The organism is Phycisphaerae bacterium, assembly GCA_024102815.1.
GTDB lineage: Bacteria > Planctomycetota > Phycisphaerae > UBA1845 > UBA1845 > JAGFJJ01.
Genome location: JAGFJJ010000068.1, coordinates 113778 through 139195, shown reverse-complemented (window position 1 = coordinate 139195; position 25418 = coordinate 113778). Strand labels below are relative to the sequence as shown.

General features: G+C 59.9%; 19 protein-coding genes. 9 read left to right on the top strand and 10 right to left on the bottom strand.

The annotated features are described in order from the left end of the window. Positions 1–294 precede the first annotated feature (294 nt). The 6 genes from J5J06_16245 (at position 295) to J5J06_16220 (ending at position 6770) form a co-directional block, all read left to right on the top strand. Positions 295–1260, top strand: coding sequence for a hypothetical protein (locus tag J5J06_16245; protein ID MCO6438644.1), 966 nt, complete (start codon positions 295–297; stop codon positions 1258–1260). Positions 1261–1276: 16 nt separating this feature from the next. After that, positions 1277–1858, top strand: coding sequence for a hypothetical protein (locus J5J06_16240; protein MCO6438643.1), 582 nt, complete (start codon positions 1277–1279; stop codon positions 1856–1858). Between the two features lie 55 nt (positions 1859–1913). Then, entirely contained in the window at positions 1914–2498 is a 585-nt protein-coding gene (locus J5J06_16235) for a hypothetical protein (GenBank protein MCO6438642.1), read from the top strand. Between the two features lie 27 nt (positions 2499–2525). Further along, on the top strand, positions 2526–5000 hold the full coding sequence (locus J5J06_16230) for a type IV secretion system DNA-binding domain-containing protein (GenBank protein ID MCO6438641.1): 2475 nt from the start codon (positions 2526–2528) through the stop codon (positions 4998–5000). Further along, complete coding sequence (locus J5J06_16225) at positions 4987–5616, top strand: hypothetical protein (protein ID MCO6438640.1); 630 nt, start codon at positions 4987–4989, stop codon at positions 5614–5616. Before J5J06_16230 ends, J5J06_16225 begins: the two co-directional genes overlap by 14 nt. Before the next feature lie 116 nt (positions 5617–5732). Further along, on the top strand, positions 5733–6770 hold the full coding sequence (locus J5J06_16220) for a hypothetical protein (protein ID MCO6438639.1): 1038 nt from the start codon (positions 5733–5735) through the stop codon (positions 6768–6770). 183 nt (positions 6771–6953) lie between these two features. Here the strand turns inward: J5J06_16220 and J5J06_16215 are convergent, their stop codons facing one another. Then, a complete protein-coding gene (locus J5J06_16215; protein MCO6438638.1) occupies positions 6954–7880 on the bottom strand; it encodes a replication-relaxation family protein in 927 nt (308 codons plus the stop codon). 226 nt (positions 7881–8106) lie between these two features. Between J5J06_16215 and J5J06_16210 the strand changes: the two genes are divergently transcribed. Continuing rightward, positions 8107–8385 carry a hypothetical protein gene (locus tag J5J06_16210; GenBank protein MCO6438637.1) on the top strand — a complete coding sequence of 93 codons (279 nt, stop codon included), beginning with the start codon at positions 8107–8109 and terminating at the stop codon, positions 8383–8385. Further along, positions 8378–8641, top strand: coding sequence for a hypothetical protein (locus tag J5J06_16205; protein MCO6438636.1), 264 nt, complete (start codon positions 8378–8380; stop codon positions 8639–8641). Before J5J06_16210 ends, J5J06_16205 begins: the two co-directional genes overlap by 8 nt. Positions 8642–8715: 74 nt before the next feature. Here J5J06_16205 and J5J06_16200 read toward each other — a convergent pair whose 3' ends face one another. Beyond that, on the bottom strand, positions 8716–9912 hold the full coding sequence (locus tag J5J06_16200) for a tyrosine-type recombinase/integrase (protein ID MCO6438635.1): 1197 nt from the start codon (positions 9910–9912) through the stop codon (positions 8716–8718). Between the two features lie 1297 nt (positions 9913–11209). Between J5J06_16200 and ltrA the strand changes: the two genes are divergently transcribed. Beyond that, on the top strand, positions 11210–12535 hold the full coding sequence (gene ltrA, locus J5J06_16195; protein MCO6438634.1) for a group II intron reverse transcriptase/maturase: 1326 nt from the start codon (positions 11210–11212) through the stop codon (positions 12533–12535). Positions 12536–12687: 152 nt separating this feature from the next. On the opposite strand, the gene J5J06_16190 is transcribed toward ltrA, so the two are convergent. From J5J06_16190 to J5J06_16155, 8 genes are all read right to left on the bottom strand, one after another. Then, a complete protein-coding gene (locus J5J06_16190) occupies positions 12688–13509 on the bottom strand; it encodes a hypothetical protein (GenBank protein ID MCO6438633.1) in 822 nt (273 codons plus the stop codon). A 187-nt stretch (positions 13510–13696) separates the two neighbouring features. Next, complete coding sequence (locus J5J06_16185) at positions 13697–14686, bottom strand: HD domain-containing protein (protein MCO6438632.1); 990 nt, start codon at positions 14684–14686, stop codon at positions 13697–13699. Between the two features lie 41 nt (positions 14687–14727). After that, complete coding sequence (locus J5J06_16180; GenBank protein ID MCO6438631.1) at positions 14728–14907, bottom strand: hypothetical protein; 180 nt, start codon at positions 14905–14907, stop codon at positions 14728–14730. A 171-nt stretch (positions 14908–15078) separates the two neighbouring features. Continuing rightward, positions 15079–18858 (bottom strand): efflux RND transporter permease subunit, encoded by a 3780-nt coding sequence (locus tag J5J06_16175; protein ID MCO6438630.1) that lies wholly within the window; start codon positions 18856–18858, stop codon positions 15079–15081. A 63-nt stretch (positions 18859–18921) separates the two neighbouring features. Next, the gene (locus J5J06_16170) at positions 18922–22023 is read right to left on the bottom strand and encodes an efflux RND transporter periplasmic adaptor subunit (protein ID MCO6438629.1); all 3102 of its coding nucleotides are present in this window, start codon (positions 22021–22023) and stop codon (positions 18922–18924) included. Continuing rightward, positions 22023–23504, bottom strand: coding sequence for a TolC family protein (locus tag J5J06_16165; protein MCO6438628.1), 1482 nt, complete (start codon positions 23502–23504; stop codon positions 22023–22025). Before J5J06_16165 ends, J5J06_16170 begins: the two co-directional genes overlap by 1 nt. Before the next feature lie 306 nt (positions 23505–23810). Next, a complete protein-coding gene (locus J5J06_16160; GenBank protein MCO6438627.1) occupies positions 23811–24374 on the bottom strand; it encodes a hypothetical protein in 564 nt (187 codons plus the stop codon). Positions 24375–24479: 105 nt separating this feature from the next. Beyond that, positions 24480–25274 (bottom strand): YHS domain-containing protein, encoded by a 795-nt coding sequence (locus J5J06_16155; GenBank protein ID MCO6438626.1) that lies wholly within the window; start codon positions 25272–25274, stop codon positions 24480–24482. Positions 25275–25418: the final 144 nt, after the last annotated feature.

Sequence of the window (25418 nt, the reverse complement as noted above, 5' to 3'; positions counted from 1 at the left end):
ACCATCCGTAACCGACAATCGAAATCAGCACGGGGGAAAGGGGGCGGTGTGTCCCCGGCCCGCTCGCACGCCCGACCACAACGAATCAGCCCGTCTCATTCGACAACTCATGAAATATGGCGGCTAGAGACGCTCGCACCTGTTCAGCGGAAGGTAACGGCTGCCGCAATCGCCGGCGCATCAAGCCGTATTCGTTCGATCGCGATAGGGCACCTGGGCGAGCTTCTCAGGGAAGCGACTACGGATCTAGGCAGGCTACAGGCCGCACTGTGCTCCAGCTACTTTGATCATGTCGTGTCGGAGGACATTCCGACGGACGCGGCCATTCTCGTGGAAGGGCTTGACGAATCGTTCTGGCGATTGCTTGAGGCAGACCTATACGGCGCGCGTCTTCGACCGGCAAAACGCCTTCTCGAACAGCGTATTCGACACCAGCTGCAGCGCAAGCGTTATCCGCACGAATTCGGTGCCCGCCTGGGCGCCCTCGTGCAGTCGGTAGCGCCGGCGGTCCGTCGCCGCCGCAGTTTCTTTCCATTGATGCCGGCCGCCAAGTGCTTCGAGATCGGAGGACTGGCCTCGGAACATGATCAACACGACGCCGCTACGCTTGTCGGTGCTGCGCTCGGACGGTTTGACGTCGTCTCCGCTCGACGTAGCCGCGTCGCGCGACGCGATCGTAGTGTGGCTGCTCCTACGCGCACGTTGGACGCCACACTGGACGCGATCAGCGCAGAACGCCTTGCCGAGGACATTGGCATTCCTGCGGACGAAGCCCGGGGAGCTTTCGTGCTCCCCGGGGTGGTCGTAGACGACTACGACGAATTCAACGACACGATCACCGCATTCCACCTTTCCTTGCTGCGCCACACCGACGGGGCAGGAGCAACGCCTCAACCGGACAATGCGTTGGCCCTTTTGGAAAACGCCTACGGCGACGCCGGCGGCTTGGCGGCGGCCCGCAGCGAGGCGAAGTTCGCGCTGAAGGGGGGCATGCGCCGAATCCTGGACCTCATGACTGAACGGTTCAAGCAAGAACAACGATTCAAGCGTGTCCACCGCATGCTCACGGAGGCGCTGGATCCTCTGGACTGGGATCGCCAGCTGACGTTCATGTCTGCGTTACTGGCGCGTTTGAGGCCCCACTTGCCGAACGAGCTTTGTTCGGCAGATCCCGCACGATATGTACGCCGACGGGATGAGATCGTCCGCGTCTATGTAGACGCTTTGGATCGAGTCCAAAGCCTTATGCGAACGCTCTAACCGAAAGGAGATCTCGATGGTTTCATACGATTCTCTCGCGCGGGCGCTGGATGAGCAGGAGATTACCAACCGCGTTGCAGTCCATCACGACGAGGCGAGAGGGCGCTATGCGCTTTCAAGCAACCGCGTTTCAAGCTTCGAAGACTTTACGGAGCAGATCACACGGTACTTCGACTATCACTACGCGGCGTGTGTTACAGGAGGAGCCCGCTTATCACCTCCTGAGGCGCGGAGCGAGGCAAAGCAGCTACTCGAGAGCCGACTGAGGCGCGGCGAAGGAGACATCGTCACGTGGTTCGTTCGAGCACGCGACGGCCGCGACGGCGGGCTTCGGGTGTGTCTCGACAATCTTGCGGAGGCGCTCAAGGAGCGAGCCGTTTCACACTACATCCGAGATGCCTTCGATCGGCACGTGGCGCCTCATTGCTGGGAGGATAAGGTCGAGATCATCCGCCAGTTTTTTGAACAATGCGGCCCGTACTTGTCAACGGCCATACAGCCCAACACTCCGGAACGATATGCGCACGACGCGACGTCTCTCATCAATGAGTATACTCAGTCGCTGCGGCGCACTTCGGCCATGTTCAGGAGGTTGTGATCGCGGGCGCGATCGAGTCCGGTGATTATCGAAATCGCCATGGAGACGCGTCGTCATGACCAAACTCGAGCAGCTCTTGGCCAGCATTCATCCGAGGCAAAGTCGCGAGATTGTGGAACGGCGCGCCGACGAAGCGATCAACGGATTCCGAATCCGTGCCAACATCGTGACCAACGCCAGCGTGTACCGAGACATCATGTGTAGGTTCGTCGAACATCTTGATCGTCATCTCCGGCTTGTACCGACACATGTCGATCGCCCTCGTGACGTGCTGTGGCGGCGGGCGGCAGAACTGTTGCGCAAGAAGCTGGGTCCGCGCGCAGAGCTGGTCGCGTTCGACTTGGCCCGCACCGGTGCAGAGGGTGGTCTATACGCGGTTCTGCGAGAGTTGGCGCTCGAGGCGGCGCGACAGCAGATTCAAAAAGAGATAGACCAACGAGTCGACAGCTTTTGCCGGCGGCTTACGGCCGAAGAGTACCTTGCTGTCGGCGAGGAGTATCTGGAAAGGCACGGCCATCTACTTCCTCCTGAAATGAAGCGAGGGTTCGCAGGCAGGGCCCGCGTGCACCTGCCGGGACTCCTCAAACGGCACCACCAAGTGTTGGCGACGCTGAACAGGGTGGGGAGCTTGTACGGGTAAGGCACATCCGCCAGAGGCTGACTGAGAATGTCTTCTGACTTCGCCAGAGCACTCATCAAGCGCTACAATCCGCAAGTACTTGCGAATCGTGCTCAGGAGCTGGTCTCCCGCGAAGTCGCGAAGGGATGCGAGCCCACGATTGCCACGGTTCCCGTCGAACTCGAACCGGCGTACACCTCGCTTCGGGATGATGCTCCGCCGGTTGGCCCGCAGCCGCAGGTACCCTGGATCCAAGCCGTAGCCGAGGATCCCGATGTTTGGCACCGGATGCAGGTCTGGATCTCGCCGGAAGAGAAATGCAGTTGGAGAAACTCCGAGCGCTTTCTGAAGCAAGTTTCCGGCGCGACCCGTCGTGTGGCGATCGAACTCGTAGGCAATAGGGACCGAATTGATCAACTGCTCTTGTTCCACCGACATGATGGGCCTGTTGTCGATTCGGCATTCCATGGCGAATTCAAACGCTGTGAGCTGACATCCGCCCGCGCGGCCCTCCACGCCCGAATGCGGGAGCGCGCGCCCGGCACGCTACGCCTGCGTGACTTCTATCCGTCGCCGCCGTACTCCCACATGTTCACAACCCCCGAGGAGCTGGGCGATTCCATCTACGGAACAATCGTCACTGCGTTGGGAAGACTGCCATCAGATACGTTCGGACTCTTTCAGGTTCTGTTTCAGCCGGTCCCACCGGAGCACGACTGGTACCACAACATAAAGAAGCTAATCGACTTGGAGTACGAGGTTAAGCAGGTGGTTGCCTGGAACGGGGTTCAGATTCAGCCTCACCACCCTCCGTCAGGCTACATAAGCTACATGGCCAAGCAGTCCGAGAGGAGGGCTCACCCGGACAAGCCCCTCTTTTTCACCGCCCTGCGCGTGGCCACCTGGGGCAGTAGGAAGACCAATGATAGGCAAATACGCGCTCTGGCCGCGTTCCGTGGGATGATCCAACACGGCGGCCGGCCGATCCGCGATGTGGACGAGGCCGAATACTGCCGAGTGCTGACCGAGTCCCAACTGGCGGAAATGCTGACCATGGGGCGGACATATCGGCCCGGTTTTCTCGTCAATTCCGAGGAGTTGTCCACGCTCGCCCATTTCACTTCGCCCACCACAACGGAGTATCGGCCGCAGCCCATTGAGCAGCTCGAGCCTCTAGCGCCGTCCTCTGACCTGGCATTCGGCGTTCAAATCGGCGTTTGTGACCATGCCGGAAAGCGGATCCGTGTGTGCCTGCCGCCAGACGTCCGCAGCAAGCACATGCATGTCATCGGTCGGCCCGGTACCGGCAAGTCAACGATGCTGGAGCATATGATTCTACAAGAGATACGGTCCGGACACGGCGTCGCCGTGCTCGATCCGCATGGGGCGCTGATCGATCGACTGTTGAGGCTCATTCCAGATGACTCCGTTGATCGCGTCATATACGTCAATCCGGCAGACCGCGATTATGTGCCGATCTGGAATCCGCTCCACTGCGAGGCCGCCCATGATGCGGGCCGAGTTACCGCCAACCTGGTCGCAGCCGTCCGCTCGATCGTCGATGGTTCCGGAGATCGTCTTACGCACCTTCTTAGGCACGCGTTCTTCGCACTGCTTCACTCGCCGGGTTCTTCGTTACGGGACGTAAACGACTTGCTCAGAAAAGGTTCGCCGGCAAGCAAACGAATCATCAAGGAAATCGGCAGAGGCAAGATCACCAATGATCTTTCCCGCCGGTTTTGGAGCGAGGACTTCCGCCACTACCGACCCGACGACATTCGCCCGCCGCAACACAAACTGAGCAAGCTGCTTTTGGGCGGTACGGTATCTCTGATGCTGTCCCAGCCGGATTCCGCGTTCAGTCTCTCCAGTGTCATGGATCAAGGCAACGTCCTGCTGATGGATCTTTCAGACCTCGGCGCCGACACCAGAGATACACTGGGCTGCTTCATGCTGGCGCTGCTATACGAGACGGCGCTCGGGCGACACAGATCGACGCCGGCTGGGTTACGTCCGTTCCACATCTATTGCGACGAGGCGCACCGATTCATGACCGAGGCCGTTGACGATCTGATCGCCGAGACTCGCAAGTACTCGGTCTCCTTGACGCTGGCCCATCAGTTCATGAGCCAGTTCGACCGTCGCAAGATCGGCGCTCTGTCAAGTGTAGCGTCAACGGTCATCTTCAACGTGGATCGCCACGATGCCACATACCTCAAGAAGGACCTCCTGGGGCGCGCGGAGGAAGAGGATCTGATCACACAGGGCGTTGGCCAGGCGATTGCCCGAATCAGCACGCGAAGACGAACCGAAGTTGTTCGTATCAAGGCTCTTCGGCCACTGGATCTACCCGAGAAAAGTCAACGCCAGGCGATCATTGCGCGTTCAAGGCAGCGCTACTGCAAGCCCGTATCCGAGGTTCAACGAATCATCGATGGTCGCACCAGACACTGGAGACAGAGGTCGGATGCGACGGAAGCGCCGTCAATATTGCCTCGGGAGCCGGAACATGACGAATTCTGACCACCCCGCGATCCGCGCTGCAAAGATCATCAGCGAGATTCAATGCTCGCTCGCTGACGCCCGGATTCAGGAGGCGATCGACGATCCGGTCGATGAAGTCATCGCAGCCGTTGACACGCGAAAGCGGCTATCCTCAGCTCGCGAACTGATTGGGCACGTCGCCGAAGTGATTCGCAAGCTCTACGTTCGACTTCCGATGGATTCTCGCTGTTTCAGCGAGTTGCAGGCGCGTGATGAGGCGGCCTTTCTTCTCAACCAGTGCTATGGCGGTCTACCGAACGGAGGCTTCGAGTCCGCTATCCTGGAGGCGACGGATGATCGTGTCCCAGGCCTGGACTGGCTGTACCACCGGCTTGGGGAGTATCTGAAGGCCCGCCTTCGCCAAGAGTACGTGAACGGCGTGTTTTCCCGCTACGTTGATCCCGCGGACTGGGACACGAATCTCGCTATCGCCGCCACCCTGCTCGAGAAGCTCCGGCCATATCTACCGGAAGGGGCGCCGGCGCACCGGCCTGAACAATTCGTTGATTCGATTCCCGATCTCTTCTTCGCCGCCCAACGCTCAGAGTACCCGACCACATCAGTTTTCATGGATCGCTTCCCAACGACAAAGTGAAATCGGCGCCGCGATGCTGCCGCAGTAAGGCAGAGGGACAGCCTTTGGGCGGTCGAGGCCGAACGAACGAGTCGGCCACCGCCCGTCCCTCTCTCTGACAGCAAGGGCTTGGGCCGATGAGGACGAGGAATCGCGTACGATCGACTGCCGAGAAGCTCGCCGTATTCCGTAGCTGCTTCACGGGACTGATGCATGCCTACGGCACCTACGACGCCCGAACCGGTCGTGCGTTCCAAGTAAAGCGCCCGGTCACCGATGAAACTCTGTTGTCCCATCTCACTGGTCGACAGCCGTACGGTGTTTACCTTCTGGTCCACACTCGCACGCGCGCCGTCGTGGCCGATTTCGACAGGGAGGACCCCAAACCGCCGCTACGATTCATTCGCCGGGCCGCGACTCATGGGCTCAAAACCTATCTCGAACGATCCAAACACAAGGGCTGGCACGTGTGGATCTTCCTGGAACTACCCGGCGTGATCGCGGCCAAGGCAAGACTCGTCGTTCGGTCGATCCTTGACGATATCAATGAGCCGGCCACAGAAGTTTTCCCCAAGCATGACAGGCTTTCGCAATCAACCCGATACGGGGCATTCATTAACGCGCCTCTGTTCGGGCGCGCATGCCCCAAGGGGCGGACGGTATTTGTCGACCCCGAGCGAGGACTGGCCGCCTACGAGGACCAGTGGGATGTCCTGATCAACGTCAGGCGCGTCGGCGAGGTGCAGCTGGACGAGATCATCAAGGCCAACAGGCTCCAACGCACGGGTGGGACACGATACGCCGCAACGCACTCCTCCGATGCCAAGGATATTTCGCCATCGTTCGGATTGCCCCCCTGCGCACAACGAATTCTGGCGGAAGGTGTTACCCAATACCAACGCGTAAGCTGCTTTCGGCTCGCCCTGCATCTCAAGAGAGCCGGGATCCCACAAGATGTTGCCGTGGGCGCGCTCGCCGTGTGGGCCATGAAGAATCGGCCCGCCGCAGGAAAAGACCTAATCACAGAGGCCGAAGTTGTTGAGCAAACGGCATGGGCGTACGACAAACCCTACCGCAGCTGCGGTTGCGAAGATCCGGCCGTCAGTCCGTTCTGCGGCCCGGGGTGCCCACTGCAACGAACATCGAATGGCCGACCTGCCCCTGCCCGTCGCTGACGCTGGGCGGATGAGAACGAGAAACCGATGTGCGGGAATTGACAGCTGCCCTAAGCGCGGTGACCAGCGATGTGCGCAGACGACCGTGCACAGCGAGTTGGCGTACGGAATTTGCAGCGATGCGTCTAACTTGATCGGTGAGCGGAAAGATGAGCCTCGGCGCACGCGGAACGCTTCCCCGCCTTACGATGCCAGCGTCGCCTCTGGGCGCCGGTCCAGCGCCTTACTGCCGAGTATGGACTGCCGAGTCTCGGCGATGTTTCCGCCCCGCAACCAAATCGACGCCCATAGTCCTTCTGAGAGGAGCTCTGTGCGGTCAGCCAGCCATATGAACCCGGACGGGGGCGTCGCTCGGACCAACTCGCACAATGCCGCGAAACGCGCCGGTTGCTCGGTCAGAATCAACAATCGAAAGCCGCGTAGCTCGGACTTGAGGATCTTCTCATATCGCTTGTACTGCTCGACCGCGATGTACCGCTGATAATTGAAGATCTTCTGGCGAAAACCCCGCCCCACGTATAGAGTGCTGTTGCGTGGCTCGGTACCTCGGTCCGCTTCGAGGAAAAAGAGTAGCGTCTTGCCCAGCTCCGCATGGGTTATTGCGAGCACTCCATCCGGTATGAAGTCAATGTCATCGAGAGTTCCGTCATTGACGAATATTGTCTCATGAATAAATGGGCGGTCATGTGGTTCGCACGCCAGCAAACGCGAATTCGCCGAAAAGAACCTGATCGACAACGCCGGGACGACCCGCGCCATCTCCGCCAATCCGGCACGGAAGTCGTTCACCAGGAGTTCGTGATCAACGCAGCTGATGCCCTTCGCCGTGACCTTGTCAACGGGAAGCGTCGGCTTGAGCAGCCGTCTTGCCTTCAGGAGTTCGACACCGGCATCACCCAGTGAAATCAGTATCTCGGGTCGTCCACGACTCCTTCCGAACGGCCGTCCGCCTACTTCGATCAGGCCTTTACATCGAAGGATCTTCAATCGCCGGCGCAAGGCACTCGCATTCCTCCTAAGCAGCATCGTCAGATGGCGGATGGTCAATAGGCGGTGCTCGGCGATCGTGACGAGAAGCTCTTGGTCCGATTCGCTGAACTGAAAGGCCATCTTCGATCTCGCTTCTGTTCACGTGGTCAACGATCCCGATATCGCCGCAGTGGCAGGCGGCGGAAACGTCGATGTTGTTTCAGCGCATCGTTCGAAGTGGTGATCCTGGCGATCGGGCACACGTGCTGAAACACACGCCTCGATTCTTCCGCATTCCCTTGCGGATGAGGGACGGCGAACTTGCCTCCCAACGATGCAGGACACCTATCCGAAAAGGAACGTAGCCGTGAATCAAGAGCCGCGAAAACCGATCAAGGAGTTCAGAGCAGGCACCGTCAAGGCCGCGATCTGGAAGCAGGAGAACGAGACAGAAGGGCGTATCGCCACCAGGTATAGCGTCAGAATCCAGAAGCGCTTCCACGACAGAGCGACCGGCGACTGGTGCAACACGGACTACTTCTTCGTGAACGACCTCCCTCGGCTGCGCCTCGTTGCCGAGCAGTCCTATCAGTTCATCGCTCTTCATGAATCCGAGGATGCGCAGGATGAGGACTCCCGTGGCTGAGATCAGAACGAACACGCCGGCTGCGTGCCCGGAATCCGACCTTGGTGAATTCGTCGACCGAGCCGAACTGGCCCGCCGATTGGGTGTGCATGAACGCACGATCCGACGCATAGTCGAGCGCGGCGAGTTGCCAAGGCCTTGTCTCAGTTCCGGCGGCCGACCCCGATGGCTATGGAAGTACGTCTTGGCTTTCTGCCAGAAACAGCACGAGAACGCCGTCAAGGTCGATCGAAAGATGCGACGCGAGCTCAAATAGCGGCCTCTGGGGCCGCAGATCGAAACGGCCGACTGGAGGCCTTGGGTTCCTCCAGTCGGTCGTCCCCTTTGATGCTACACAACTCGTTGCTGCGGAAACGGAATGACCCTGAACGAGGGCCGCACTCGTTTCTCTTCGCGCTCGCGCATCTCGCGACGCCCGCGCAGGTTTGTCGTCGCGCCGGCCAGCTCGTAATCGCAAGTATGAACGTAGTAGCGCAGCGTCGTGTTCACGTCCTCATGACCGAGTACCTTTTGCACCAGAGAGATGTTGGACGTCGATCGCGCCAGCCAGGTGGCGAAGCTGTGTCGCAGGTTGTGCGGGTTGGCGTCGAGTTTCTCCGGTGTGCAGCGGCCCATGTCCGAGAACTCGGAAGAGAGCTGGCGTACGTTGTACCGCTCACCGGCACGTGACACGAAGAGCGGACCGCGGTTCGGGTTGCCGCGCTCCTTGAGGTTCAGACGCACCGCCGCGAGCGCGGCTCCGTTCAGCGGAACCCAGCGTTCCTTCTGGCCCTTGCCCATGACGTAGACCAGTTGCTCCTCCTTGTCGACGCGAAGGTCCTCGACGTTGAGGCCGCAAAGTTCGCCGTTGCGCACACCGGTGTTGAGCAGGAACACAGCCAGCCGCCGTTTGCGCCGCACCTCATCCCACGATCTCGGTCCTCGGCCGTTACGCGTCGCGCGCGCCTTGATGGCCCACAGCCAGCGTCCCGCCTGCTCCCTCGTCAGCGGCGTCCCTTCTTTCTTGGTGACAAAGCGCGGGCGCGTGATTCGACGGATCGGGTTCTCGGTGAGGAACCGCTCTTGGACACACCACTCAAACCAAGACGATAGCGTGGCCAGATCATTCGCGACGGTCTTGCGACCTGCCTCGTGGTCCAGGCGAAAGTCGCGCCATTTGATCAGGTCCTGTCGGCAGGCGATGTTCTCGACGTACTGACACGGGAGCTTGTGCTTCTCCCGCCACGCCATGTACCGTGTCACCACGCGCTCCGCGCGCTGTACCGATTGCGGCGTGCACGAGAGCTGCTTCTCTCGAATCCAGAGGGCGTACACCTCCTCCCAGCCTCCGTCGGGGAGGTGCCGACCGGTCTTGACCGCCTCCTCCCAGACCTCGACCTCCCGCAGCCGTGCCTTCGCAGCCGCCCGGGTGCAGCTGCCGAGGTAGGCGCTGCCTTGCATCGTCTGGCCGGCCTTGGGGCCGGCCGCCACCTTGAAGTTCCAGAAGACGCGGTAGTACTTCCCCTTCTGCCGGGTGAGACTCGCCATCACACGCGTCCTTTCCGCGGGTCGTGCCCGCCAAGAAAAGGCCCTGGTGTGTTGGCCGCAGATCGAGCTTCCCGTAAGTGCGAGCGGCAGGGTGGGGCTGTGAATTTCAGCCGGCGGACCCTGTGAAATGCGCCGCGCGCGGAAATCGACTACACAATATACTACACAAAAGTGCCCCTGCCCGCATGTAAGTGCTTGCAAAGAAATGACTTACGAATTGGAGGCGGGGGGAATCGAACCTCGAAACCTGGATCTGCAAGTACTGTTGCGACAAGCACTTGCGCGCATGGGGAATGAGGGCTTGGTGTCCTGCTTGGTGTTGCTCTGCAGCGGCCAGGACGTTGCCCTCGTCGTCGAGGCGTGGCCCGGCCTTTCCTCGTCCTGCAAACAGCTCATCCTTGACGCGGTGATTGAAGGTGGCGGCGAGTGATGGATGCCAGTAAGTGTCATGGGATGCCAGTACGGCGCACGACATCGCTGAACAGAAATATGCGTGCATTGTGCGACCAGGTCGCCCCAGCGGCGGTGCGGGTGTCAATCGGTGACAGCAATGCCCTTTGGGATTATCAACACGAAAACCTCCACGAATGTACGGCCGAACTTCGGTCGCCCTCGCGCGATGCTGCTTGAAGCTCTTGACCAGTATCGCCGGGCAGATGCAGACGGTGGGACGCGACCAGGCAATGTTGGTCCGACGGGAAGGAAGGAGGCGATGCCTTCTTGAAATTCGGTAAGTCGTCCTGGGGGTGCAAGTCCAGGTGCAAGTCCCCTCCGGCCAAAGCTGAGCCCGGCAGGTCGGTAGCGAGCCTTGCGTCGGTTCCGGTAACGGAGGCGGCGATGCGTAGGTGCGCGAGTGTGTGGGCCGCAGGAAACCAGCCTCGAAAAAGCAATCATTCCGGGTGCCCAGGGTGTCCACCGTCCTGAAGGCAGAAGCGCCACCACCGCGAGAAGGGCGAGGCAGTGGCGCACCCGGCGGGGTATGCATGACTGCGGCACGGATACCAAGGACGGCCCAGTAACCTGGGAGGCCCCTGAATCTCCACAGAAGCTACCGGTGCCAGGAGACCCGGTGATCACTCTCCGGCGCGCCGCATGTTGTCGGGCGCACGTGCGGCCGGATCAGAAAAAGCGTCCGATCTGTGGCAGGCCGTCAGCAAGGGGAACCGGAGCGACGGCTGAGGGATCCAGGGGAGTCGGAGGGCGGCAAAGTAGCTACGACACCGGGGAACTTCGGTGGCTCCGTCGGACCCGGTCGAGCGAAGGCTGCCCGTGTTGGTACGAACTTCAGGAGGGAACCATGGACGATGCATTGACGTCGACCGCCATGTCACCGCAACTTCTGAAGGTAGCGGAACGAGCGAGAAGAGAACCCCAAGCCAAGTTTCACTCTCTAGCCCATCTGATCGATGCGGCAGCCTTGGAGCGTGCCTATCATCGCCAGCGGAGTAATGCTGCGGTAGGTGTGGACGGAATCACGAAGGAACAGTACGGGCAGAACTTGGAAGATAATCTAAGGAATCTGCACGAGCGGCTGCGGGCGAAGCGTTATCGTCACCAGCCGATCCGCCGTGTGTACATCCCCAAGGATCAGGGCAGGAGAATGCGTCCTATTGGCATCTCGGCATTCGAGGACAAACTGGTCCAAGATGCCCTGCGTGAAGTGTTGGAGGCGATCTACGAGCAGGACTTCTTGGAAAGCTCGTTTGGCTTTCGACCTCAACGCAGTGCACATGACGCCATCCGGACTCTGAACCGAGCGATTTACAGGAGAGAAGTGAACTGGGTGCTGGAGGCTGACATTGAGTCCTTCTTCGACAGCGTCGATCGCCCGACGTTGTTGGGGATGCTCCAAAAGCGGGTTCCCGACGGGGCGCTCTGGCGCCTCATCGGCAAATGTTTGCGCGCGGGAGTGCTCGATGGCGAGGATCTGTCCTGGCCCGAGCGGGGCATGGCTCAAGGATCTGCTCTTTCACCATTGCTCGGCAACATCTATCTCCATTACGTATTGGACTTGTGGTTCGAACAAGAAGTCAGACCACGGATGAGAGGCAAAGCGCAGCTTATCCGATTTGCCGATGACTTCATCATGTGCTTCGAGCGGCAAGACGATGCGCGACGGGTGATGAGTGTGCTGGACAAACGGATGAAGAAGTTTGGGCTGTCGCTCCATCCGGAAAAGACTCGGTTGCTTCCCTTCCAATGCCCGTCTGCGAACCACAAGGGTAAGGGGCCGGGCACGTTCGACTTTCTGGGTTTTACGCTGTACTGGCAACGAGCCCGTAGTGGTCGATGGGAGATAGCGTGCAAGACTCGGCGTGCGCGTCTTCGGCGCGCCATCAAGGCCGCCTACGATTGGTGCCGTAGCTATCGACACCTACCGGTCAGACAACAGCACGCCGCGCTCGTGAGGCGCATCCGGGGCCATTTCAACTACTTCGGCGTCAATGGGAATACGCGAAGTTTGGTCTTGCTAGACCAACACGTGAAGCGTGCTTGGTTTAAGTGGCTCTGTCGTCGGAGCCACCGGGCGCGTCTCAACTGGGAGCGCTTCACGGATTTGCTCCGTGATTACCCGCTCCCAACACCCCGTGTCTACGTACAGATATGGGAAAGGAAACCGTGAGTCGTACCAGCGGAGGAGCCGGGTGGTGGAAATCTCCAAGCCCGGATCTGGGGAGGGCCCCGGTCGGGTGACCGCCCGGGGCTACTCAACACGCGCTCCTCCGCGTACGAACCGGCGACGCTGAGGCCCGATCATGCAGCGCCGCAACTAATTCACGTCTCTCGGACCGCACTTTCAGCAGTACCGGTGACCGGGCCGTGAGGGACGCCCAGCAGATAGGTAATCCTGAACACGCCGGCAGAACGGACGCGACCGACCTCCCAGGAGTAGCTGCCGGCGCCGAGGTCTTTCGTTAGATTACATAGTTCTTGAGGTGAATACGTTCTCAGGCACGACACCACGCCATCCCAGAACCCCGCAAGCATCCATATTGGGATCGCGTAGGTCCACAGCAGACGCTGCCAGCTAAAGGGGCGAATGAAGGGGGTCACCAGCCAGACAAACACCGGACCAACAAGAAGAGTGGGCACCCAGATCAAGAAGTTCCTTTCGGTGAACTCGAATATGCCGATCCCCTGGTTCTTACGGACGGCGTCGCAAATAATCTCGCGAGCCGCAACAACATCAAAGTGGTGGAAAGAAGCGAACAGAGTCCGGAAGCCTTCAAGGTCGTAGGGGACGTCGGTTGCATCGACTGGTACCTCGGAGTACAGGACTCGGCCAGGCGACGCCTCGGCCAGGCTGCGGAACGCAGGAACATTAGGATACTTGTCGGTCAATGTGATCGTGATGGGAACTCCTTCATCGTCATCTAGTTCCTCCAACACGGATAGGACGGGACGGCCTGCTCCCGAGCACAGGTCAACCACTCGCCGGCACTGCATCGTCTTCAGGATAACCTTCAATCTCGGGACGATCGGCTGGTACAGACAGAATCTGACGGCAAAGAAAGCCATCACGTCGGTCAGCACGTTGCGCCACGCGCTCGGGAACCACCGCAAATCATGGAATTCGAAGAGGTGGAATCGCCTCATCGCGTACCCGCATTCCCGGTTTGCACTACCACATAAGCCGTCACAGCGGTGAAGGCGAGCAACGGCACCGCCGTGCAACAGTAGGCCCTTGGCGGCGTCGCGGCGATGAGCGACCCGCCGGTAGCAATCATCCCGTCTGAACCGCCCGGGAACCGCCGCACGGCCGCGTATGGTGGCGACGCATTGCTCACTTCGCAGCCGTAATCGTCCGCGCCATCAGATTTCGAATCGTTGTCCATTCAGCCTCGGGCACTCGCAGAAAGGCATCGACGACCTCCGGGTCGAAGTGCGAGGCCTTGCCTGTTTCGATTTCCCGCCGCGCGGCGGCGTAAGGCATAGCATCCTTGTATGGACGCGCGGAGGTCAACGCGTCGAAGACATCGACCACCGCGAAGATTCGCGCGCCGTGTGGGATGTTCGTCCCGGCCAGACCGCGCGGGTATCCAGTGCCGTCGTACTTTTCGTGATGGGCATATACAATTTCCTGAGCCTCGCGCAGAAAAGGAACGGGCTCCAGGATTCTCCGTCCGAGTCCCGGGTGCTGTCGGATGCACTTCCATTCTTCTTCAGAGAGCCTCCCACGTTTGAGAAGGACCGCGTCGGGGACGCCGATCTTCCCGATGTCATGTAACAAGGCGGCAAGGGCAAAGACCCGCTTCCGGTTGGGGGCAACTCCGAGTTCCTCTGCAAGCCTCAGCGTGTAGGCACGGACGCGCAACGAGTGGAGTTCCGTATCGTGCTCGCGCATGTCCAAGGCGGCAACCAGCGCATTGACAACACCCTCGTACGCGCCGGCGAGTTTCCGCAGCGCGCCCTTCTCGGCATCGGCGAAGAAGCCAGCGATCATGGCGCCCAGCCAGATTGTGACGATCTCGCCGGCCTGATTGAGATTTTCGGCACGCTGACCGCCCCATTGCCAGACCACATGGGGCACATAAACCAGCGTGATCAGCCCGGCCGTGAGAAGTGCGGCACGAAGGTCGAACCAGATCGCCGCCAGAATAACGGGCAGTAGATAGAGTTTGCGAAGGAAGATATGAACCGCGTGAAACCAGTCCTGCCCTTGAGGTGTCCACCAGTGCGCGCCCGTCACGGCGATGACAAGCAGCGCAATGACGGATACACGCAGCCTTGAGTCGACAGCGCTTGTGGCGCCAGTTGAAACCAGATCGTTCATACAAGGCCTCGCTCGCAGGGCAAACGCGGGCCACGCCAGGATCAGCCGCCGAGTGCGCCGCGGATGGCGTCGCTGGTGACGGTGTTGATCAGGGCGTTGATGAACGAGATCAACTGGCCCTGTGCAACGCTCTGAACGTCGGACGGCGTCAAACATCCAGCCTGAAAGACGAGCATAACGCTCGAGACAATGAACATCAGTGCTCGGTTTGTGGACTTCATATAATCACCATATTGAATCATTAGCCGTGAACTTGAAACGTCGCTCGGTCATTTTCATCCGGGATCCCAGAAACCTGTTGGGGGCAGGTTCTGCGCACGCAGCCTGGCAGAAGCTGGCGAGGGCGATGTAACTCTATGGCTCCCAGCATATCCAGCGTTCCGACTACCGGGTCAGGCAGATACGTTTACCCGTGCACGTCGATCGTCTCGCCACATTTCATACTGTTTGGCGAAGAAAAATATCACCGGATAAATCACCAGTTCCATGATAAAGCTGGTCGCCAGGCCTCCTATCATCGGTGCTGCCAGCCGCCGCATGGTATCGGCGCCGGTGCCCGTGGCCCAAAGCAGGGGCACGAGGCCGATGAAGGTCGTCGCGACGGTCATGGTCTTGGGTCGAATGCGCATGACGGCTCCGTCGTGGATCGCATGCCAAAGGTCATCGAGGTTGTTCATGCGGCCTTCGGACTTGAACCGGTCGTGGCTGTTTTCCAGGTACAGGAGCATTACCATCCCGGTCTCAGCGTCGAGGCCGGCCAGAGCGATCATGCCAATGTAGACTGCAAGGGACACGTTATAGTCGAGGGCATAAAGTATCCAGATCGCGCCGACAAGACTGAACGGGACGGCCAACAGCACAACGCCCGTGCGGAACCAAGATCGCGAGTGGAAGTAGAGTAAGAGAATGATGAGCACGGCAGTGAACGGAACGACGACTGCCAGTCGCCGGTTCGTTTCCTGAATGTATTCGTACTGCCCGGACCAAACGATGTTGTACCCTGCCGGTAGGTCGATCGCCTCGGCGACGCGGGCTTTGGCCTGGTTGATCCAGCCGACGACGTCCGTCGTCGTCAAGTCCACATAGATCCAGGCGGTCTTACGAGCGTTCTCGCTCTTGATTTGTGGCGGACCCTTGAGGACGCGCACATCGGCGAGTTGGGCCAGGGGCACCTGCGCGCCGCCCGGCGTAGCGACGAGCGTTCTCTTCAGTGCCGGTAGATTGTCACGCAGCTCACGCTTATACCTGAGATTAACGGGATACCGCTCCAATCCCTCGACGGTCCAGGTCACGTTCATGCCGCCTAGCGCCGACAAGATCACGTCCTCGACATCTTCGATCCGAAGTCCGTATCGCGCGACTTCGTCGCGGTTGATATCGAAGTCGACGTAGTTGCCGCCAACTGTCTTTTCCGGGTAAGCACTGAGCGTACCGGGAAGGACGCGCACTTCTGCGGCGATGCGCTCGGCGAGACCGCCAAGTACGCTGAGGCTGTCACCCATAATCTTGATGCCGACCGGCGTCTTAATGCCGGTCGACAACATGTCGATGCGAGTCTTAATCGGCATAGTCCAGGCGTTCGTGAGGCCCGGGAAACTAACGACTTCATTCAGTCCTGAAATGTGCTCTCCGCGGTCCTCGTAACCGTACGTCAGCTCATCGATTGTGATCGCGCGCTCCTTTGGCCACAACCAGCGGGCACCGGTCCACTCCTTCATCCACTCAGGCCACGAATCGTAGAACCGATCGACATGGCGCGTGCGCCACTTCTCGCGATCTGGCTCCAACATGATGGTTGTTTCGACCATGGACAGCGGGGCGGGATCTGTGGCGGTTTCCGCGCGGCCGATCTTTCCAAAGACGTGATGCACTTCTGGGAAGCTCGCAATGAGTGCATCGGTCTGCTGGAGAAGTTCGCGCGCTTTGGTAATACTGATTCCCGGATCGGTGGTGGGCATATAAAGGAGATCGCCCTCGTCCAGCGGCGGCATGAACTCTTGCCCCAGCCCTGGAAACCAACGCGCCAGTTGTGGAAACGCATCGCTCACCGGCGGACCGATGACAGGAACGCCGCGGATTCCGAGGAAGGGCACGAGACTGCTCAAGACGAGAACCACTGCAAGCACGAGCGTCGTCTTGCGAAATCGCATGGCGATCGAGAAGAAAGGATTGTAGATCCACTGCAGTACCTTGCTGATGGGATTGACGCGCTCGTGGAAAATCTTCTGTGGCACCAGCAACATTCCGATCAGAATCACCCATGCGAACGCGATCCCACGGCGGTAGGTCTCGAACTGCCCCAAGGGCATCACCAGCAGCAAACCGGCCGGCAGCAACATCGCACCCAAGGTGATGAGCAGGTTTCGCTTCCATCCCCACGCCTTCGGTAAGACGCGGGAGGTGATAAGCGACAACATCAGGACAGGGATAATCGTAATCGCCAGGATCGATGCCGCCGCCATCGAGAAGGTTTTCGTGTATGCTAGAGGTTTGAAGAGTCGACCGCTCTCGTCCCCGAGCGCAAAGACCGGCATGAAGCTCACGGTGATGATGAGCAAGGAGAAAAACAGGGTCGGGCCCACTTCCCTGGCGGCGTCGATGATCAAGTCGACGCGTGGCCGATGAACGGGCGTGTTGCCTGCCGCGAGTTCTTCATGGATGCGGTCCTCCTCGCGATCCAGATGCTTGTGCGAGTTCTCGACCATGACAATGGACGAATCGACCATCACGCCGATTGAAATTGCGATGCCGCCGAGGCTCATGATGTTGGCATTGAATCCCAAATAATGCATCACGATCAGGGCGCATAGGACGCCGGTCGGTAAGACGAAAATGGCGACGAGTTCGCTGCGGGCGTGCAATAGAAACAGGATGCACACCAGGCCGACGACGATCATCTCCTTAATGAGTGTGTGGGTGAGCGTTTCGACCGCGCGCTCGATGAGGCCGGACCGGTCGTATTCGGTGACAATGTCCACACCGGGCGGAAGCCCCTGTTTGAGCTGATCGAGTTTGTGCTTGACATTGCGAATGATTTGCAGGGCGTTCTCACCGAATCGCATCACGACGATGCCGCCAACGACCTCCCCCTCGCCGTCGGCCTCGGCCAAACCACGGCGCAGCTCCGGGCCGAGTTGAACGTCGGCGATGTCCCGCAGGTAAACCGGTGTGCCGGTAGACGTCGCGCGGATCACGATCTTGCGCAGGTCTTCAAGCCCTTGCTTCGATCGCACGCGCCAAATGGGTGTGCCCGCCTGCTGAGCATCGGTAACCTGTTTCGGCGTGAGCGTAGCCAGATAACCGCGCCCACGCACCATGTATTCGGTTTCGGACATCTCCAGCACGCGACCGCCCACGTCGTTGTTGGAACCGCGGATAGCCATTTTGACGTGGCTGAGCGGGATGTTGTAGGCGAGAAGTCGATCCGGATCGACGACGACCTGATACTGCCGCACGTAACCGCCCACGGCGGCCACCTCGGATACACCCTCCATGGCGGTCAACTCGTAGCGTAGATACCAATCCTGGAAACTGCGAAGCTCGGACAGGTCGTACTCAGCCAGTACGAGATCCGTCCTCCCGTCCCACGGACACTTGCCTCCGTGCTCGAACATGCGCACCCGTTCGAGCTTCTCGCGGACCTGGTCCGGCGCGTCTTCCGCTGTGGCATACCATGTACCCGGTTCATCCGGATGGCGGTACATGCCGTCGACGTGATCGGGGCAGTAGTAGCCGTTGCGTAGCGAGTATTCGTAAACCCAGCCGACGCCTGTTGCGTCGGGCCCGATCTGCGGTGTTATTCCTCTGGGCAGTCGGCTGGATACGTAGTTGAGATACTCCAAGACGCGGGACCGCGCCCAATATATGTCTGTGCCGTCTTCAAAGATGATGTACACAAAGGAGTAACCGAACATGGAATAGCCGCGGACGACCTTGGCGTAGGGGACAGCGAGCATCGAAGTCGTGAGCGGATAGGTGACCTGGTCCTCGACGACCTGTGGCGCTTGCCCGGGATATTCCGTGAAGATGATGACCTGCACGTCGGAAAGATCGGGGATGGCATCGAGGCGGATGTTGTAGATGGTCCAGATGCCGCCGAGAATGATAAACGACGTGAGAATAAGAACCAGCAGACGGTTCCGACAACAGTATTCGATGATCTTGGCAATCATTTCGCTTTCCTTGTCCGGCGCGCGATTGACGGCTGCACCAGTGGCTGCGGCGGCTCGGTTGCTCTACTTGATTCCTCTCAGTTCGCCACAGTTGAGCATTTTGAATCCGTAATAGGGGTTGGCCTTCTCCTCGGCGGGCTGAAGCCAGTCACCCTTGCTCATTGGGCAATGATAAAGATACAGCTTCGGCCAGCGCGTTTTGTCCGGACGTGCGTACTCGACAAGGACGCTCACCGCCGCGCTCAGTTCGACGAACGTCACGCGATCGGTCTCTAGCTTACCTGTGATCTTCAGCGCCGCGGCGTGCAGGCGCTTCGCGGCCTGTGCCGCCTCCGGCGGCAGGTTTACGCCGGGCTCGGAGATGTGTTTGGACAGCGTCTCCGAAGCCGAAACCAAGCCTAGCGCATGCAATGTCAAATCCTTCGTGCGATCCGAAGCCAGCAGACGTTGCAGCTCGAGGTAGTGCTCCATAATGTAATCCACTTGCGCCGCGACGTGCTCCGGAGCGGCCACGGGTCTCTTGAGCGCCGATTCTGGGACGAGTTGCATGCCGCAGATCGAACACGTGCCCGGTGCAGCCGACCGTATCTCCTGCGGGTGCATCGGGCAGGCGTAGGCGACTCCCGCCTGCACGGATCGCTCATCGAGAAGATCTTTGGCCCACGCAACTTCCTCGATCGGTTTAAGGCGCATGCCACACTTCGGACACTCTCCGGGTTCGGCGGCGAAGTGCCAACAGATCTTCATCGAACAGGTGTACTTGGCGCCGAGCGGGATGGCGGTCCGAAGGGCTTCGCCAGACGCCGCCGACGAGGTGGATGCGAGTTCGCTGCCGCAGATCGTGCAACGTCCCACCTTGTCGCTGTGCACGAGCGGGTGGATCGGGCACCGATAGGGTGCAACATCCGCAAGACCCGGTGAGGCCGGCACATTTTCGCTTGCCATCTTCTCGTCCAGCCACACACCGCGGTACGCGGCCATGCCCCGCCCGCAATGCGGACAGTTGCCCGGAGTAGCGCTGACGGCGGAGGCGTGCTCCGGATCCGGGCACGTGTACATCACCTTAAACGGCGCCAACGCCCTCCCACAGCGCGGACACTCACCGCCGGTGTCGGAGAAAACATGCTGGTGATCCGGGCAGGTGTAGGCGACTTCACCGCCGTCGGCGGCTCGCTGCGCCCGTATCCATTCCAGGTCGTCAAGCGGTTTGAGTTTCATGCCGCATCGCGGGCACTTACCGGCTTCCGCGGAAAAGTACGGACCCTGGTCGGCTGCGTCGGTCTCGTCTGGGTGCCGATCCATCGGGCAGGCGTACTGTGCGTCGGCAGGTATGCCGCCCTCTGTCATTGAGGGAGCAACGGACGAGGCGACTGTACCGGCCTTGTACTTGTCCGCCCAGGAAAACTCGCCAATCGGTTTGAGCTTCATCCCGCAGTGTGGGCATTGGCCGGGCTTGTCGGAGAAGTAAGGACCCTGGTTCGCCGGATCGGTCTCGTCGGGGTGCTTTTCCATCGGGCAGCTGTAGGCCGTCCCCTCAGGCATCGTCGGCGCTTCATGCATGCCGGCCATCTCTTGGTCGGGCGAGTGTCCCGCGTGACCGCCTGATTCCGGCGCACGCTTCGTTGTCTTGGCCCGCTCCGCCTCCATCATCTTGGCGACGGCTTCCTTCAACTTGCTCTCCGCGTCAAGCATAAACTGGCCGCTCGTCACGACGATTTCACCCTCGTCGAGACCGTAGAGAACCTCAACCATGCCGTCCTCCGCCTCGACGCCGACCTGAACGTCGCGCGGCGCGAACTTGCCTCCGCCAAGATCCACGAAGGCCACCTGCCGGGTCCCGGAGTCGATGTAGCTCTCGCGGGGCACGAGAATCGCATCGCGCTGCAGCTCCGACTCCAATCTGATGTTTGCGTACATGCCCGGCTTGAGTTGCATGTCGGCGTTCTCAAACTCCAGGCGGACCTTGATTACGCGGGTCTGCGGTTCCAGGTAGGGGTAGATGTAGACGACCTTCCCCACGAACCCCTCACCGGGAACATAGGGAAGAGTCATCGTGGCATTCTGCCCGACGCTGATCCATGGAAGCTGGTATTCGTAAACGTCAACGTAAACCCAGACGCGGGACAAGTCGGCAATCGTATAGAGGCGCATCCCCGGCTTGATGTACATGCCTTCGAGCGCCATCTTCTCCGTGACGATCCCGGAAGCTGGCGAATGGATCGCGAGGGTCTTTTCGATCTTTCCCGTCGCACGAAGCGTCTCGACCTGCTCGTCCGACACGTCGAGGTACTTGAGCTTGGTCAAGGCGGCCTCGACCATCTTGACAGCTTCCTCGCGGGCGGGAGCGAAGGTGCTTGCTTCGAGACGTGGTAGAGTCTGCACCGCGGAGAGGTATTCCTGTTGAGCGGCATAGAGCTCGGGTGAATAGACGCTGAACAGAAGTTGGCCCCGTTCCACGTGCTGGCCCGTTTCGTCGACGCCCAGTTTTTCGATCCAGCCGTTGAACTTTGTGTCGACAAACGTGACGAGTGGTTCGTTGTAATCGATGCGCCCCACCGTTCGAATCGTCTTGATCAACGGGCCGCGCTTCACGGTGGCCGTGCGGATGCCCATGTTCTGGGTGGTGACGGGATCGATGCGAATGGTGTGCGCAGAGCCTGATTCCTCTTCGTCTGCGTACACGGGGACGAGATCCATCCCCATAGGGCTCTTGCCCGGCTTTTCCGAAATGTAATTGGGGTCCATCGGGGCGCGCCAGTAGAGCACTTTCCGCTCTTTGGATGCTTTCGCGCCACTGCCGGTGTCATCGCCCTTCTTAAGGGGGGTGAGCTTCATGTGGCAGATCGGGCAGTCGCCCGGGCCCTTCTGAAGGACGTTGGGATGCATGCCGCACGTGTACCACTGATCGCCATCTGCCGCGGTCGCATCTGTGCCGCTACCCATGTCGCTCGAGGACGGCCCGGTTCCGAGACGGTGCGACAGTGCGTATCCTCCTATTCCGCCACCGGCGAGAGCCACGACCACGAGAACCACCGTGAGCGTTGCGCGGGCTGATCGCCTGTGCACCTGTTGGGCTACCCGCGGGAAACCGCATCGTGCGTGCAGCTGCTTATCCAGCGGTTCGATTCGTCGTCGGCTCGTGCCAAAGGTACGTCGTGCTGACATTACGGTTCTCCCACTTCGGGCAAACTCAGGCCAATGGCCTGCTCCAGATCGGCGACACTGCGTTCAAGTTCGCCCATCGAGCGGTAGTATTGAATCGTGAAGACGAGCCACTTGCGCCAGTTGTCGATGACGTACAGAAAGTCACTCGTTCCTGCCGTGTACGAGGCCTGTGACACGTGATACGTTTGCTCGGCCTGCGGAATGATCGTGTCGCGAAACAGCCGTGCGAGTTCCTGTTGAGCCTTAACGCGTTCGAGGGCATCCTCTATAGCAAACTCGACGCGATTCTGGGAGGATCTGAATTGCGCGCGTGAAGCGGCGAGCCGCCGTGTCGCTTCTTCAATTCCCCCGTGAATCTTGTCGTACCAGATGGGCAGGCTGAAACCGAAAGTGATGGCCCAGTTGTCGGTGCCGTCTTCGCTCATCTTGGACACGGTTGGCCTTTGCCCGGTCACTGGGTTAGGAGGGGGCCGGAACGCGTCGCGCGGCTCCATGGACATCCACTCAAAACCGAGGGCAAAGTCCGGCCAGTAGGCGAGCTTGGCCAGTTCCACGGATTCGCGATCGCGCTCGATCTGATGTTTGATTCGATTCAAATCCGGGTTGGCGTCGACGGCCTTCGCAATCAGATCATCAATGGCAAGGGCGACTTGCCGGATTCCAAATTCGTCTGGAGGCTGAATCTCAGTTTGCGGCTGGCGATCAAGAACCTCATTCAGGCGGGCTACGATCGTGACACGTCGTTGTCTCAACGCGATGAGTTCGGCCTCGAGATTGGAAAGCTCCACTTGGGCGCGCAGCACGTCGTCCTGGCTGCGCCGACCGGCGGCGAGTTGTGACCGGGCCACGTCGATGAGTCCGCGCAACAGATCCTGGTTCGCTTGCGTGACGTCGATGCTGCGATCGACGACATAAAGCTGGAAATAGGCGCGCTTGACATCCGCGATGACGCGGAGCCGAGTGGCCTGCCATTGCTGCAGTGCGATGCGTGTGTCCTCGACGGCCATGCGACCGGCACGGTCGAGCTTTTCCGGAACAGGTAGCTTCTGGGAGACGCCAAGAATGAAGAAGTTGTCACCCTCGGCTGTCCGAACCGGTTCGGGCAAAATCTTCATGTTCAAAAACGGGTCAGGTAGTGCCGTGACCTGGCGGATACGCTCTACCTTGGAACGCGCCGTCTCCTCGCCGGCCTTGACATCCGGATTGCGCTCCAGGGCGAGGACGATGAAGTCGCGAAGGCGCTTTTGCACCTGTGGTTGCGTCGACGTGCCATCGGGGAGAGATTTGTCATTTGCTTCCAACGGTGACTGCGCGTAGGCCCCGGCGATATCGCCTTGAGCATCAGCTCGCTGCCTCACGTACGAGGAGAGTTCGCGCGACCCACTCTGGTAAATCGCACAGCCTTGCACAAGGATCGCCAACGCGGCGATCGACGAGAGGAGGAACAACACGGATCGGAAACGAAAGGAACTCTCAACCATTGCCTATGACCTCCCGCCGCAACCTGTTTTCGAGTTGTCGAGCACGTTCATTCTCATCCTCAAGTTCGGCTTGCATGTCCTCAACGCTCTTCAGCAAAGCACGGAACTTCCGATCGAGCTTCGACGCGAGCTCGTCCCAGCTACCCGGCGCCTCGGGTCCTTCTGCGGAAAGCATACCGCGTGTCGCGTCCGCTGTTGACTGATCGGCCCGAGAAATCGCAGCACGGGCTGGTTTTCGCGTCCTGGACGGTGTGCGCCGTTGGGACGGCAGCGCTCTTGAACTTGTGGTCGGGGGGGCCAAGTTCGTCATTCGTCCGGCGACCTCGTCTGGATGACCACTTCCGCGTGGTCGCTGAATCTTCGGGCCAGCCGGCTGGAGATCGAATCTAGCTCGCGCATCGGCGCTCGGTCGACGATACGCCGGTCCGGACCGATGACGATGATTTCACCCGCGGCGTCAGCGTCGTATAGATCACGGACTTGTGACCGACCGTCGCAGATGCTGAAGATGTGCGGCCCGCCCTCCAAGAGGTGGCAATCGCTGTGATACCGACAGCCGTCTCTCGACCAGTGGATGTCAAAGCCGACGGTTTCCGAGTACCCGGGCTCTTGGTTCGGCTGCACCAGATCGACAAGGGCCGCAGACACAGGGCCGTGGAGGTCTTCGCCACATTCCGAGAACACCAGCACGGTGAAGTCGCCGAGATTCTGACTCAAATCCTGTGCCGTTCCACGTTCATCCTGGAAGGTAAAATTCGGAAAGCGGTTCCCCACGTCGGCCTGGATGACCCTCCCTCTTCGAGCCTGCGGAGATACGCATCCGGTGAGCAACGCAAGAGGTGCGAGTGCGATGAGTATCGTTGATTTCATAACTCAACTCCTATTTACAATTGCAGACGAAAACCAGTTGCTTCATCCGGTTAGATGCATGCCGACACGATTTCCTTCCGAAACTGCCGCGGATATCGTGCTCACTTAAGGCCACAAGTGGTCTGGGCCGAATACCAGGCTGCCACCGAGGAACCCGACCGCGCCGACAAGCGCCGACGCCGCAATCAACCCTGTCGCGTAGGCGACAAACCATCTGCCGCTCAACCGACGCCAACGCCAGAGGCGAACACCGCTAAGGACCAGCAGGAGGATCATCAGGGCCGTCGCGGAAAACTGATGCCACTCGACGTAGCCGTGAAGCGCCGGCGAAAAGCGCATAGAATCGTGGGCAATGTTGCCGGTGACGACGCCGACGATGGAAGACGCCGCGGCTAGCACAAGCGCAGGTACGTCGGCGTAGGCGAATAGTTTTCTGCGCGACGCGAGCCAGCCAAGCGTTGCGACCAGCGCGATCGGGGTCCCTGCCAGCGGGAGGTGAACCACGATCGGATGAATGCGCGCTAAGAACGGTGTTCTCGGTTCGTCGGACGCGTGGTCGTGTCCGTGTTCCGCGGCGCCCCCCTTCGACGTACGCTCGTGCTTGGCCTGATCTGGCTTGTCGTCGGCAAGAACCGCTGTGTTGCCAGCGTACCGTTCCGGGTTCGCCCGGAACTTCTTCAGGCAGTTGTCGCAACAGAACGCGATCGTCTTGCCGTGATACTGCGTGGTAATGGCCGGATCGGCCTCTTCCAGGCTCATCACCGGGCACATCTTGTTGACCGGCGCCTGTGCGAGGGTCTCGGGCACGCGGGCCAACGCGACAACAATGAATACCGCGGTGATCACCGAGTACCGGTGCCACACGGGGGATTGGGAATAGGATGACACGTGGCGTTTCATGGTATATGGTCAGCCGAAGCCGTTTGCCGGATGGCCGATGCAGCATGTCGTTCCCTCACACAGAAGGATGTGCAGAATCAGCGCGACCGGTCGGTGTGCTGTATTCTCCAGGGGTTCTCAGCGTTTACGATCGACCGTTAGCGG

Bases quoted from the DNA above. Each gene is read 5' to 3' on its own strand.
- J5J06_16185 (MCO6438632.1), bottom strand. From the start codon at position 14,686: ATGAACGATCTGGTTTCAACTGGCGCCACAAGCGCTGTCGACTCAAGG.
- J5J06_16175 (MCO6438630.1), bottom strand. From the start codon at position 18,858: ATGATTGCCAAGATCATCGAATACTGTTGTCGGAACCGTCTGCTGGTT.
- J5J06_16190 (MCO6438633.1), bottom strand. From the start codon at position 13,509: ATGAGGCGATTCCACCTCTTCGAATTCCATGATTTGCGGTGGTTCCCG.
- J5J06_16160 (MCO6438627.1), bottom strand. From the start codon at position 24,374: ATGAAATCAACGATACTCATCGCACTCGCACCTCTTGCGTTGCTCACC.
- J5J06_16180 (MCO6438631.1), bottom strand. From the start codon at position 14,907: ATGAAGTCCACAAACCGAGCACTGATGTTCATTGTCTCGAGCGTTATG.
- J5J06_16200 (MCO6438635.1), bottom strand. From the start codon at position 9,912: ATGGCGAGTCTCACCCGGCAGAAGGGGAAGTACTACCGCGTCTTCTGG.
- J5J06_16170 (MCO6438629.1), bottom strand. From the start codon at position 22,023: ATGTCAGCACGACGTACCTTTGGCACGAGCCGACGACGAATCGAACCG.
- J5J06_16155 (MCO6438626.1), bottom strand. From the start codon at position 25,274: ATGAAACGCCACGTGTCATCCTATTCCCAATCCCCCGTGTGGCACCGG.
- J5J06_16165 (MCO6438628.1), bottom strand. From the start codon at position 23,504: ATGGTTGAGAGTTCCTTTCGTTTCCGATCCGTGTTGTTCCTCCTCTCG.
- J5J06_16235 (MCO6438642.1), top strand. From the start codon at position 1,914: ATGACCAAACTCGAGCAGCTCTTGGCCAGCATTCATCCGAGGCAAAGT.
- J5J06_16225 (MCO6438640.1), top strand. From the start codon at position 4,987: ATGACGAATTCTGACCACCCCGCGATCCGCGCTGCAAAGATCATCAGC.
- J5J06_16215 (MCO6438638.1), bottom strand. From the start codon at position 7,880: ATGGCCTTTCAGTTCAGCGAATCGGACCAAGAGCTTCTCGTCACGATC.
- J5J06_16240 (MCO6438643.1), top strand. From the start codon at position 1,277: ATGGTTTCATACGATTCTCTCGCGCGGGCGCTGGATGAGCAGGAGATT.
- J5J06_16220 (MCO6438639.1), top strand. From the start codon at position 5,733: ATGAGGACGAGGAATCGCGTACGATCGACTGCCGAGAAGCTCGCCGTA.
- J5J06_16230 (MCO6438641.1), top strand. From the start codon at position 2,526: ATGTCTTCTGACTTCGCCAGAGCACTCATCAAGCGCTACAATCCGCAA.
- ltrA (MCO6438634.1), top strand. From the start codon at position 11,210: ATGGACGATGCATTGACGTCGACCGCCATGTCACCGCAACTTCTGAAG.